At 39.2% G+C, this 12,587-nt stretch carries 9 protein-coding genes; 6 read left to right on the top strand and 3 right to left on the bottom strand.

Annotation, left to right across the window (positions count from 1 at the left end):
- The first annotated feature begins 41 nt into the window (after window positions 1-41).
- Complete coding sequence (locus KIM67_RS00605; protein ID WP_213829440.1) at window positions 42-1,910, top strand: CBS domain-containing protein; 1,869 nt, start codon at window positions 42-44, stop codon at window positions 1,908-1,910.
- Window positions 1,894-3,090, top strand: a complete 1,197-nt coding sequence (locus KIM67_RS00600; RefSeq protein ID WP_213829439.1) for a succinylglutamate desuccinylase/aspartoacylase family protein — start codon at window positions 1,894-1,896, stop codon at window positions 3,088-3,090. Before KIM67_RS00605 ends, KIM67_RS00600 begins: the two co-directional genes overlap by 17 nt.
- A gap of 61 nt (window positions 3,091-3,151) precedes the next feature.
- Here KIM67_RS00600 and KIM67_RS00595 read toward each other — a convergent pair whose 3' ends face one another.
- The 3 genes from KIM67_RS00595 to KIM67_RS00585 form a co-directional block, all read right to left on the bottom strand.
- Window positions 3,152-3,874, bottom strand: coding sequence for an energy transducer TonB (locus tag KIM67_RS00595; protein ID WP_213829438.1), 723 nt, complete (start codon window positions 3,872-3,874; stop codon window positions 3,152-3,154).
- A gap of 104 nt (window positions 3,875-3,978) precedes the next feature.
- Window positions 3,979-4,695, bottom strand: coding sequence for a DUF2490 domain-containing protein (locus KIM67_RS00590; RefSeq protein ID WP_213829437.1), 717 nt, complete (start codon window positions 4,693-4,695; stop codon window positions 3,979-3,981).
- Between the two features lie 246 nt (window positions 4,696-4,941).
- Entirely contained in the window at window positions 4,942-5,898 is a 957-nt protein-coding gene (locus KIM67_RS00585; RefSeq protein WP_213829436.1) for an ROK family protein, read from the bottom strand.
- A gap of 191 nt (window positions 5,899-6,089) precedes the next feature.
- Between KIM67_RS00585 and KIM67_RS00580 the strand changes: the two genes are divergently transcribed.
- The 4 genes from KIM67_RS00580 (at window position 6,090) to pckA (ending at window position 12,582) form a co-directional block, all read left to right on the top strand.
- Window positions 6,090-6,881 (top strand): universal stress protein, encoded by a 792-nt coding sequence (locus KIM67_RS00580; protein WP_213829435.1) that lies wholly within the window; start codon window positions 6,090-6,092, stop codon window positions 6,879-6,881.
- 22 nt (window positions 6,882-6,903) lie between these two features.
- Complete coding sequence (locus KIM67_RS00575; protein WP_213829434.1) at window positions 6,904-8,742, top strand: SLC13 family permease; 1,839 nt, start codon at window positions 6,904-6,906, stop codon at window positions 8,740-8,742.
- Window positions 8,743-8,811: 69 nt separating this feature from the next.
- A complete protein-coding gene (locus KIM67_RS00570) occupies window positions 8,812-10,698 on the top strand; it encodes a DUF4914 family protein (protein ID WP_213829433.1) in 1,887 nt (628 codons plus the stop codon).
- Window positions 10,699-10,953: 255 nt separating this feature from the next.
- The gene (gene pckA / locus KIM67_RS00565; RefSeq protein ID WP_213829432.1) at window positions 10,954-12,582 is read left to right on the top strand and encodes a phosphoenolpyruvate carboxykinase (ATP); all 1,629 of its coding nucleotides are present in this window, start codon (window positions 10,954-10,956) and stop codon (window positions 12,580-12,582) included.
- The last annotated feature ends 5 nt before the right edge of the window (window positions 12,583-12,587 follow it).

Raw genomic sequence — 12,587 nt, 5'->3', positions numbered from 1 at the left:
TGTAGTTTAGTGGATGTACAACAACTATCAAGTTCTTAGACATGGGAGAACATATTCCTAAAAGTAAGTCCGATGATCTGGAGCGTAAAGCTTTTGTAAGGCACTTGCTTAATGATATTAAAGCTCTTGAACTTCTCTTAGAGCGTAATTTGATTGAGGACGGTATCATAAGAATTGGTGCCGAACAAGAAATGTGTCTGGTAGATAACGAATTCAGGCCCTCCGGGAAATCCTTAGATCTTCTGGAGCGTATTGATGATCCGCATTTTACTACAGAGTTGGCGAGCTATAATCTTGAAATAAACTTAGATCCATTTCAGTTGGGCGGTGATTGTTTTTCCAAAGTGGAACAGCAACTAGGGCAATTGCTCAACAAGGCTCGTACAAAAGCAAAAGAACTGGGAATACATATTTTGTTGACCGGTATTCTGCCTACCATCAGTAAAAATGAATTGGGAATCGATTTTATGACACCAATTCCACGTTACTATAAACTGAATGAAACTTTAAAGTCGTTCCGAGGGGATCACTTTTCATTAAAAATAAGAGGGGTAGATGAATTAACGCTACGCCATGATTCCGTTCTTTTTGAAGCATGTAACACCAGTTTCCAACTCCACTTACAAATTCCCCCCAATGATTTTATTAAAAGCTATAATTGGTCACAGGCTATAGCGGGTCCAGTTTTGGGAATATGTTGTAACTCTCCTTTTTTGTTGGGCAGAGAACTTTGGAAAGAGACCCGTATTGCTTTGTTCCAACAAAGTTTGGACACAAGAAAATGGACCAATACGCTCAAAGAGCAGATTGCCAGAGTGGGTTTTGGAAATCATTGGCAGAAAGATTCCGTAGTAGAAATTTTTAAAGAGGATATTTCAGCACATCGCATTATTTTGACCAAGGCCATAGAGAAAGAATCATTGGAGGTCTTAAAAAATGGGGGTGCCCCTAAGTTAGATGCCCTCAATCTGTATAATGGAACGGTTTATCGCTGGAACCGCCCATGTTATGGGGTTGGAAATGGAAAGCCCCATCTGCGTATTGAGAATAGGTACATTCCGTCTGGGCCTACTGCAATAGACGAACTAGCGAATTTTGCATTTTGGGTTGGACTTATGGTTGGAAGACCCAAAAAGTTTGACGACATGCCAAGTGTTATGGATTTCAAAGAAGCCAAACTCAATTTTATAAAAGCTGCGAGAACGGGTAGGCAAACTGTATTTTTCTGGCTTGGGAAACCCATAACACTTAAAAAGCTACTTGTAAATGAATTGCTGCCAATAGCTTATGAAGGTTTAAAAAAACATGGGGTTGATGAAAAAGATATTGATAGGCTGCTTGGTATTATAAGGGCCAGAACAAAAAAGGGTACTGGAGCGGAATGGCAAGTAGAGAATTTTAGAAACCTCAGAAAACATATGAAGTTGGATAGTGTTTTGGTCGCATTGACAAAAGCTATCTCTGACAATCAACTGAAAGACATACCTGTACACAAGTGGCCCAACCTAGAAGATATAAATGGTGACGAATCTTCATCGTACAAGTGGGTAGGACAAATTATGTCCACCAAGCTCATGAAGTTGTACGAAGATGATTATATTGATTTGGCCGTATCTATAATGCAATGGAACAATATTCATCACATTCCTGTTGAAAATAACAATGGAGAGCTTATCGGGCTTTTAACTTGGAGCCATATTGAAGAGCTGAAAAACCGACAAGAAGAAAGGGATGCTAAAATCGCCGACATCATGATAAAAAAAGTAGTGACAGTCCAGCCAAGAACAACCATAGAAACCGCAAAACAATTAATGAACGATTACGAAATTGGCTGTTTGCCAGTTTGTATAGGTTCAAATTTGGTGGGTATAATCAGTAAAGTAGACTTAAAACATGCCAAAAGTATATAGTCATGCCCTTAACGAAACAACTGAGGTTGAACGAATCATAGACCATCTTAAAGGTGATGAAGGTGGCCCAACTGTGATTTTTTTTGCGGGGATACATGGCAATGAACCAGCTGGTATATTTGCCCTTAAACATGTTATCCGTGAATTAAAGCTTCGGCAAAAATCAATTCACGGGGAAATGTATGCCATAGCGGGAAATTTAAGGGCACTTGAAAGGAATGTGCGATTTCAGACTGAAGATTTGAATAGGATTTGGTCACCTGATAGGATTGATGAAATTAAGGGTAAAGAAGAACAGGGCACGGATGAAGAAAAGGAATTGTTGGCATTATATGCGTTATTCAATGAAATTTTAGAGAAAAGTACCCCGCCATTTTACTTTATAGATTTACATACCACATCCAGTGAAACTTCACCATTTGTAGTTTTAAACGATAGCTTACTCAATAGGAAATTCGCAATGAACTATCCATTGCCCGTTGTTTTGGGAATAGAGGAATATTTGGTAGGGGCTTTACTAAGTTTCATCAATGAGTTGGGCTATGTATCCCTCGGATATGAAAGTGGTCAACATGACGATATCAATGCTATAAAAAATTGTATCGATTTTGTTCATTTTACGTTGGCACTAACTAATTCTGTAAACCTATCCAAGAAAGAATTGACCGCACTCAAAAATGGGGTTATGAACTCCAGTAAAGTATCGAACAAGTTTTACGAAATTTATTATCAGTACGATATAAAACATGGAATCGATTTTAAGATGCTTCCGGGGTTTGTGAATTTTCAGGAGATTTCGGACGGGGAGAATGTTGCTTTGGAGAATAATGCCATTCTAAAAGCCAAGGGAAGAAAACAGATTTTTATGCCTTTATACCAAAATCAAGGCAATGAAGGGTTTTATTATATCAGGTCGATTCCCAAAATACTTCTATGGATGTCAAAAGGCCTTCGCAAAATAAAGGCCGACCATCTTTTGGTAAGATTTCCTGGGATTCGATGGGAATCGTTACAAAAAGATGCGTTGTTGGTCGATCAAAGAGTGGCAAGGTTTCTGGCCAAGTCTATTTTTCACCTTCTAGGCTACAGGGCAAGACAGTTTGATAAAACACATTTGGTAGTCAAAAGTCGGGAAACAGCTTCCAGAAATAAAGAATACTTGAATACTGACTGGTTTTAATACAAAAAAAAGAGGCTCCGATTAAATATTCTGGAGCCTCTATTATAGATGGTTAAGTTAGTTACTGCATTACAAAATTTATAGGGATCCCGTAGTTTACTTTAACAGGTTTTCCTCTTTGTACACCAGGTTTCACTGTCGGAAGTGCCGCGATGATTCGTACCGCTTCATCTTCTAGCAATCTATCAGGCCCTCTCTTTTTAATATCCCTTACTCTACCTTTGGAATCGATCACGAATTGTACATATACTTTGCCGGTAATTCCCATTTCAAGAGCGGTGGGGGGATACTTAAAGTGTTTTTTCACATGTTCTTGCACCATTCTGTTAAAACAAGCTTTACGCTCTTCTTCTGAACTTAAGTTTTCACATCCTGGAAATACCGGAACATTTTCAATAATGGCAAAAGGTACTACCTCTTCTTCTTCCATTTCGCCAACCTCAACATCGTCTATACTTACGGCATCGTCAACAAAAACTTCTTGGCTACTTTCCGTACTTTCAATAATGGTTTCCTCGATGTCCTCGACATCTTCAACGATTTCTATAACATCCGGAGCTGCTGGCGGTGGCGGTGGCGGGGCGGTCAACACGGTTTCCGTAATCGGGACATCCTCTTTAAGATCGTCCACTACTTCGATTACATTTGCAAAATCGGATTCTTTCTCATATGTCTTCACTTCTAATGATTGCCACGTTACAAAGAGCACAGAAGTAAGACCTATCATAAAATAAAGACTGCTATTGCGTCCTATATCAGCGTTGGGGTTCTTTTTTGGTTTCATGACTTTTCTTATTTAATTGAGATAAAGTTATGCAGGGGTTAAAAAATAAAATATGATAATAATCAGGTATGAATCATAAATAGCTCTCTTGTGCTATGATAGCTTTACTCAGCGGTATTATGTGCCATATCTTTTTTTGTAAAATCGGTTTTGAATGTTAGCGACATCCTAACCACATCATGGTCGGATTTATCAAAATGATTTTTTAAGTATCCAATACCTACTTTAAGAGAAGGGGATATTGTTTGTCCTAAACCAATGTAGAATCTATTTTGATTGAACAGCTGAGGTTCTATATTTATAAAGAACTCATTAAATGTTCTAAAATATACATTCTTATAAAGGGGCTTAACAAATTGAAGTCGATACCTTAATCTATTATTGATACGAACATTATTGGTGTTTTTTTTCCATCTTGTTTCAAATCTCCATCTGTGGGAAATCTTGTTTTTTTTAGATTTTGATTTTAGGCTGTACTCTTCATAAACCCAAAACTGTGTGGCATTTGGAAATTCTTCTGATCCGGTGTAGTTCTTTGAACTTAAATAAGCGACCCCCGCTGTCAAGGCAGATGAGTTATTGAATTTATACGACAAACCCGTCCTAACAAAGGCAAATTCATATTTCTCGAACATGTCGTGATGTCTAAGGATACCTACGAGCGGAATGCTCCATTTCTCATGAACCTTGTTGGTACCGTAAAGAACGAGCCAAGAGCCAGACCTATCTTCACTATCGCCTTGTCCGTAAGAAGTTGTGTTGGTTAGAATAAAAAATGTTGTGAAAAAAACAAAAAATGGAAATTGCTTTGCACCTCCCATAAAAGCCGCTTTGAATATTGATATGCAAAGTTTTGGTTTTAATGAATCGGATAAATATGATACTTATCATTCCAGAGGCCGAACCTTAAAATATGAAAGCAATAAGACGATGTTGAAACAGGTCTATTTCTAAATGAAATTATTTCCCTATGATTTAAGAAATTGATTTTGTGGGCCGTAAATAGTTAAAAAGTCCTAGGAAATTTCTAAAAAATACAATGCCCAATTGAAAGGTAAACAAGAAAATTATTTTTTGTCTTCCCAAATGAGCGCAGCAGCGCCACAAATGGCAGCAGTTTTACCATCCATTCCAGATTCCAGTAGTTTTACCTTACCTTTATACACATCTAAAAGGTATTCGTTAAAATATTTGTCTAGGGGTTCTTTTATCCATTTTCCACTATTGACAAGGCCACCCATTAAAATAAAAGCTTCCGGTTGGGTGAAAGCTGTAAAATTTGCCAAAGCCAGTGCCATTATTTTTGCAGTATAATCAAATGCCTTTATAGCAATAATATCACCTTCCTCTGCAGCTTTTGTGATATCCTCTCCATGAAGGTCGTTGTAAGCCACATCCTTAAATCTTGAGTCCACAATATATTTGCTCAGCATGTACATTATGGTACGCTTTAGACCTGTAGCGGAAACATAAGCTTCTAATCCGCCACGGACACCCAATCCTGTTAATCTTCCATCCCCTATAGTCATATCTACGTGGCCCAATTCTCCGGCAAAACCGTCATAACCATCTATAAGTTGACCATTGGCAACAATGCCAGCACCAAATCCTGTGCCTAATGTTACTACTATAAAGTCGGTCATGTTTCTACCTCTTCCAAAAAGCATTTCGCCCAATGCAGCGGCGCTTGCATCGTTCATGATTCTCATGGGCATATCCATGCGTTCTTTCAATTTTTCAAGAATGGGAACACTGCCTTTCCAAAGCAGATTACTGGCGTTTTCTATAGTTCCTCTTTTGCTGGAAGCGTTTGGTGCTCCAATACCGCACCCCAGAACAGTGACCTTCTTTCCTAAATTTTCAATAAGTTCTTCCGATGTGCTACGGATTTTATCAAGATAAGTATCCAAATCTGGAAACTCCTTGGTTCTAAAGAAAGTTTTGACAAGGCATTTTCCATTTTTGTCCACCAATCCAATTTTGGTCTTGGTTCCACCAATGTCTATTCCTATAACAATTTCCATGTGCTCAGTCGTTTTTTAAAATGATTTTAAAGATAGCCAATATGTCCAAAATTTCTTCTTTGTCCATTGTGAAAAAATAGAAATCGAGTTTTCTCTCGCTAAATATCCAAAACCTGATTTCCATCATGTTTTAGGTCGGTGTCCAGCTATAATTTTGAGGTCATGAATTCTTTCATTTAAATTTTTCAGGTATGAATCTAATTACTAAAATTTTAATCCCTTTTGATTTTTCAGAAGCCTCGATAAATGCTTTGAAGTATACAATGAGTTTTGCTGGCCCAAATAGGGATATAGAGATATTGGCGTTATATGTAGCCGCTATGCCGATAACAGAGTCCGAAGAAAAAACCTTAAAAATAGATTTCTCCAAAGCTTTGAAATCTTTTAAAAGAAAGGTGAAAAACCCTCCCTCTTTTATTACTGCCAAGGGTGAAATCATAAAAAAAATTCTTGAAACACAAGTAGAACATGGAGCTAACCTAATAGTTATGGGTACCATGGTAGATAAAAGTACGGATGAGGCTATAACGAACACATCCAGGCTTGCATTGGAGGCCAATTGTCCAATGATATCAGTTCCTTTTGGATGTGAAATCAAAGAACCTACAGACATAGCATTGGTCTTGGGCAACGAGAAAATAGACGATAGAGAAGTGTTGCGTACACTTTTGGATATTTCTAGAACTTTTGACTCCAAGGTGCACGTATTAACAATCTATAAAGAATCTGTTTATGCAGAGGAGACTGTTGTGGATAGTAATGAAAATCTACTCAAATACTACTTGGAGCATTTTTACGAAGAACATGCTTTTAGTAAAAATGAAGATGTAGAGGAAGGAATTCTAGATTATATTACGAAAAAGAATATTGACCTTTTGGCAATTTTGCCCAGAAATCATACAAAAAACAGCACTCCATCGGAGGGGCGCTTGACAAAACTGTTGACTTTGCATTCTGAAATCCCAGTTTTAACTTTGGATTAATGACAACTTCAACAAAAACACTATGTTAACACTACTCGTAATACTAGGTATTACAATTACTTTGTTTATCTGGGGAAAATTTCAACCAGATGTTGTGGCACTAATGTCGATGTTATCGCTCTATTTGACAGGGATACTAGATGTAAGTGAGACCCTAAGTGGTTTTAGTAACACTACGGTAATCATGATTGCCGCACTGTTCATTATTGGTGAGGGATTATCGAGAACTGGTTGGACGGCTCTGGCCGGTCAGCGTTTTGTAAGCTGGGCAGGCAAAAGTGTTCCAAAATTATTGGTCATTGTTACATTGGGTGCCAGTGTTCTTTCAGGTTTTGTAAGCAATACAGGGACGGTTGCAGCTTTGCTTCCGGTAACTGTTTCAGCGGCGTGGAGTGCAGGAACGTTGCCATCAAAGTTATTGATGCCAGTGGCTTTCGGCTCCAATACAGGAGGGTTGTTGACCTTAACAGGTACGCCGCCAAATATCATAGCAAGTAATACGCTTATTGAAAACAATCTTGAGGGGTTTTCATTTTTCGAATTTGGTCTGATAGGTCTGCCACTGTTGATTATTGCCATCATTTATTTCAGATATGTAGGATATAGATTGTTGCCCAAAAGGCAGACGAATGAAAGACCTGCCGATATTGATGCAGAGATGCACAAATGGATTTCAAACTATAGTATTGGAGACAATTTATACCGACTTCGAATTCGCTCAATGTCCCCTTTAATAGATACTAAAATTGGAGATTGGAATTTTGAATCGAAATATCAAATTGCCGTGATGCGTTTAAAACGAAGACATCCAAGCCCACTTCATAAACGGGTGCCACAATTTGTAGAGCTTCCAGAACCTGATACGGAAATGCGGTATCATGATATCATTACCGTGAAGGGAACGCCTGAGGCAGTCGATAAATTGGTATTAAAATTTAGTTTGGGCGTCATTCCAACACCTGCGGAAATGGATACATTGAAAAACGAATTGATCAATCAAGAAGTAGGTATGGCAGAAATGCTATTGACACCGAACTCTATTTTCGTAGGGAGAACCATCAACTTGGGTAATTATTTAAAAAGGGCTGGGGTCCAATTGCTGGCCGCATCAAGAAATAACAGACCACTTTCAGGTAAAATAAAAATGGAAGCAGGCGATGCTTTTGTAATAAGAGGTCCTTGGGAAAACATAGAAACCTTAAAGTCGCTATACGAGAATGTAGTTATTTCTGGTAGTCCAGAAGCACTTTCCAAAAATGTTGCTACACTCAGCACAAGAAGCTACATAGCTATGGGAACGCTTATCTTAATGATATTGCTCTTAGTGTTTAAAGTATTCCCCGGCGCGATAGCTGCGCTCATTTGTGCGGGAATTATGTTGTTGACACGATGCGTACCTATATCAAAAGCATATAAAGGCATTAGCTGGACAAGTGTTGTTATGATTGCCGCTATGATACCCATGGGGACTGCTCTTCAAAAGACAGGGGTTGCCGAAATGGCAGCTAACGGATTGGTAGATATGTTGGGAAGTATACACCCAACGGTTCTTTTAGGAGGAATTTTTTTACTGACCACAGCATTTAGCCAAACCATTAATAATTCAGCTACGGCAGTGCTCATGGCGCCAATAGCATTATTGGCGGCAACATCATTGGGTGTTTCTCCAAAACCCTATTTGATAACGGTGGCCATAAGTGCTTCAACAGCATTTTTAACTCCTGTAGGCACTACTACAAATGCAATGGTAATGTCTTCTGGGGGATATAAGTTTATAGATTATATAAGGGTAGGTGGCCCGCTATTACTGCTATTTTTTATAGCAACGATATTGATTGTACCATTGGTCTGGAGTTTTTGAATTTAACTTTTGAATTGAATAAGAGATACTAATCATAATAAGAATATCACGCAATAAATCAAATATAAAATGACCGAAATGGAAATGACCCTAGAAAAGCTCCCGGTTGGTAGCATTAAGGAACTAGAAGACTTGCTGGAAGTAGCACCAAGTGTTACCGTTGCAAGAAATGCACAGGAATTGGTAGAGCTGGCCGCTGGCGGTAAAGAGAGCAACTTTCATGAAGTGCGATTCTATTTGCCAGATGGGCGCAGCTATCTTGAAGCTGAAGTGGCCCGTACAAAAAATGGTATTGCAGCCAACTATACCGAAGCATACATGCGTCGACGCGATCCAGACTGTATGGTGATAGCTGATGATCTGCCCACAGATAAACCTACCTTTGAAAAACGGTTTGGTTATGCTTTTGATTCGCTAAGGGAAGAAACATTTGAATGGCTGAAAACACAGGATTTGGCACTATTCTATTTTAATGCCGGCCAACCTGGCATGGGGTATGCTGCAGTAGCTATCATTCCCGCCAATACAGGTTTTTTTGGACTGGGACTGGCCCTTTTACAAGGCATACTTGATCCAGATAAACTACCTGAAGATTTTGCGCCAGAAGCAGTAATATATGCTGCCCCACCTTTTCGCCATACCCATTTTGAAGGAAAACAAGTCGTGGTACACAACAGAATACCGGGTAAATACGAAATGTTCGCATACAATTTATATCCAGGGCCAAGTGCTAAAAAAGGTGTATATGGAATGTTGATCGGTAAAGGGGAAGACGAAGGTTGGGTTACGGCTCACTGTTCTACAGTACGTGTTATTACACCTTATGACAATGTGATAACCATGATGCACGAAGGAGCAAGTGGTGGCGGTAAAAGTGAAATGCTGCAACTGCCCCACCGAAAGTCAGATGGTAGTCTGTTATTGGGTAAGAATGTGCTCACTGGTGAAGAGCGTACAATAGAACTTCCAAGAACCTGTGATCTAGAACCTGTAACCGATGATATGGCGTTGTGCCATCCTAATCTTCAAAAAGATAAGAAGAAGTTATGGTTGGAGGATGCGGAAGACGCTTGGTTCGTCCGTGTTGACCATATTGATGAATATGGGAAGGATACCATGCTTGAAAAAATCACTGCACAACCAAAAAATCCTTTACTGTTTTTAAATATAGAAGCTGTTCCGGGTGGACATGCAATGATTTGGGACCACAAGGAAGATGAACCCGGAGTGCCCTGTCCAAATCCAAGGGTGATTTTACCACGTGAATCGGTACCGGGCGTATACTCGAAACCGGTAAAGGTCGATATCAGGAGCATTGGTTTCCGAACACCACCTTGTACCATGGAAAACCCAAATTATGGAATTGTTGGTATGATGCACATATTGCCTCCGGCATTGGCTTGGCTATGGCGTTTGGTAGCACCTAGAGGGCACGCAAATCCTAGTATTATCCAGACCAAAGGTATTGGTAGTGAAGGTGTAGGTAGTTATTGGCCATTTGCCACGGGTAAAAAAGTAAAACAAGCCAATCTGTTGCTCGAGCAAATACAAAATACCCCAAAGGTGAAGTACATTCTCACGCCAAATCAGCATATTGGTGCTTGGAAAACAAGCTTTATGCCGCAATGGATTAGCCGTGAATATCTTGCACGTAGAGGTAACGCAAACTTTTCCCCGCATAGACTAAGCGCTTCTAGATGCAGCCTATTGGGTTATGCCATGAACACAATGAAAGTTGAAGGACGGCAAATTCCAAAATGGTTCCTAAAAGTGGAATATCAGGAAGAAGTAGGAAAGGAAGCATATGATCAAGGTGCTAAAATATTGTATGATTTCTTTATCCAGACACTGGCACAGTTTCAGGATGATACGTTGAACCCGTTGGGTAAACATATAATTGAATGTTGTCTGGACAATGGTTCAGTAGAAGATTATGAACGAATATTTAAATCTTAAAAAAGTGAATAACATTTGATGAATGAAGTTAAAGTTCTTATAGTGGTGTAAACCTTTTAGATTGGGTGGAACCCGCTTCGTCTTTGGGCATGCGGGTTCAAGCCCATAAAAATTTGAGTGAGGTAACGATGTAGTCCCGTTAATAGTTTTTTTGATTTATAAGGTAAGTGGCCACTAGTATTGTTTTTGTAACCGCGTTGCAGTTGTACCGTTGGTCTATGATTTTTGGACACAAATTTTTAAATTAATAATATCATGAAAGCTATTATCAGAGAGACAAAAGAATTGGAAAAGTATGGAATTAAGAATGCCAGAGTACATTGGAACTTAGATCCTGAAACCCTCCAAAAAATTACTGTTGAAAAGGGGATGGGCACCGAAACCGAAAATGGTACACTATCCATAAATACAGGTAAGTTTACGGGGCGTTCGCCCAAAGATCGTTTTTTGGTAAAAGATGACTATACCAAAGATAGGGTATGGTGGGGTAGAATCAATAAACCAATTTCACCAGATAACTTTAAAAAACTCTATGACGAAATAACTAAATATCTTTCTAATAAAGAGGTTTATGCAAGGGATGCCGCTGTTTGCTCTCATCCAGATTATACTATGAATGTTCGTACGGTTACTGAATTTCCATGGTCCAACTACTTCGTCAAAAATATGTTTTTAAGGCTTTCTGATGAAGAACTGAAAGACTTTGAAGAAGAATGGCTGGTACTTTGTGCGCCTAGATACGAAGCACCTAATCCAGAGGAGTTCGGCATTATTGCTGGAAATTTCTCTATCCTTGATTTTACGCGTAAAGTCGCCTTGGTTGGTGGGTCGGAGTATCCTGGTGAAATAAAAAAAGGAATTTTTTCTGCATTGAACTTAATATTGCCCGTTGATAAGAACGTCTTGCCAATGCACTGTTCTGCAAACGTTGGCGAAAAAGAGGATACCGCAATTTTCTTTGGCTTATCAGGTACTGGAAAAACGACCTTATCCGCAGATCCCGATAGAAAACTGATAGGTGATGACGAACATGGTTGGACAGCCGAAAATATTATCTTCAATTTTGAAGGGGGGTGTTATGCTAAAGTAATTGACCTTACCGAAGAAAAGGAACCAGATATTTTTAGGGCGATCAGGCCTGGTGCATTGTTGGAAAATGTTGTTTTTAAAGAAGGTACCAAAGAAGTTGATTATTTTGATAGCTCAATCACTCAAAATACAAGAGTAAGTTATCCAATCGACCATATTGATAACATTCAAAAACCTTCGTATGCATCGAACCCAAAAAATATCTTTTTCTTAACGTGCGATGCCTTTGGTGTTTTGCCTCCAATGTCTAAATTGACCCCTGGTCAAGCAGCATATCACTTCATCTCGGGATATACTGCCAAGGTTGCTGGTACAGAGGCTGGTATTAACGAGCCCGTACCATCGTTCTCGGCATGTTTTGGAGAGCCTTTTATGCCATTGCATCCAGCAGTTTACGCTGAAATGTTGAGCAAAAAGATGACAGAAGCAGGAGTCAATGTTTGGCTTGTCAACACTGGATGGAGCGGAGGCCCTTACGGAGTTGGATCAAGAATAAAGTTAAAGTATACCAGAGCAATGATATCTGCGGCCTTGGAAGGTAAATTGGACGATGTGGATTTTGATGCCCATCCTGTTTTTGGGTTGCATATGCCAAAGTATTGTCCCGGGGTACCAACAGAAATATTAGATCCTATGAACACGTGGTTGCAAAAAGGAGCATATGTTAGTAAAGCCATTCAATTGGCACACTCGTTCCACATTAACTTTGATAAATTTGCAAGTCAAGCCTCAGAGGAAATCCTTAACGGTGGTCCATTAATTGATTCACATCATAGTTTGGATGACCATTTTTAATTAAA

This window comes from Flagellimonas sp. 389, assembly GCF_018449435.1.
GTDB lineage: Bacteria > Bacteroidota > Bacteroidia > Flavobacteriales > Flavobacteriaceae > Flagellimonas.
The sequence above is the reverse complement of the archived record's forward strand: the minus strand, read 5'-3'. Positions and strand labels throughout refer to the sequence as shown.

Coding starts and splice junctions, on each gene's coding strand:
- KIM67_RS00605 (WP_213829440.1), top strand. CDS start 42: ATGGGAGAACATATTCCTAAAAGTAAGTCCGATGATCTGGAGCGTAAA.
- KIM67_RS00600 (WP_213829439.1), top strand. CDS start 1,894: ATGCCAAAAGTATATAGTCATGCCCTTAACGAAACAACTGAGGTTGAA.
- KIM67_RS00595 (WP_213829438.1), bottom strand. CDS start 3,874: ATGAAACCAAAAAAGAACCCCAACGCTGATATAGGACGCAATAGCAGT.
- KIM67_RS00590 (WP_213829437.1), bottom strand. CDS start 4,695: ATGGGAGGTGCAAAGCAATTTCCATTTTTTGTTTTTTTCACAACATTT.
- KIM67_RS00585 (WP_213829436.1), bottom strand. CDS start 5,898: ATGGAAATTGTTATAGGAATAGACATTGGTGGAACCAAGACCAAAATT.
- KIM67_RS00580 (WP_213829435.1), top strand. CDS start 6,090: ATGAATCTAATTACTAAAATTTTAATCCCTTTTGATTTTTCAGAAGCC.
- KIM67_RS00575 (WP_213829434.1), top strand. CDS start 6,904: ATGTTAACACTACTCGTAATACTAGGTATTACAATTACTTTGTTTATC.
- KIM67_RS00570 (WP_213829433.1), top strand. CDS start 8,812: ATGACCGAAATGGAAATGACCCTAGAAAAGCTCCCGGTTGGTAGCATT.
- pckA (WP_213829432.1), top strand. CDS start 10,954: ATGAAAGCTATTATCAGAGAGACAAAAGAATTGGAAAAGTATGGAATT.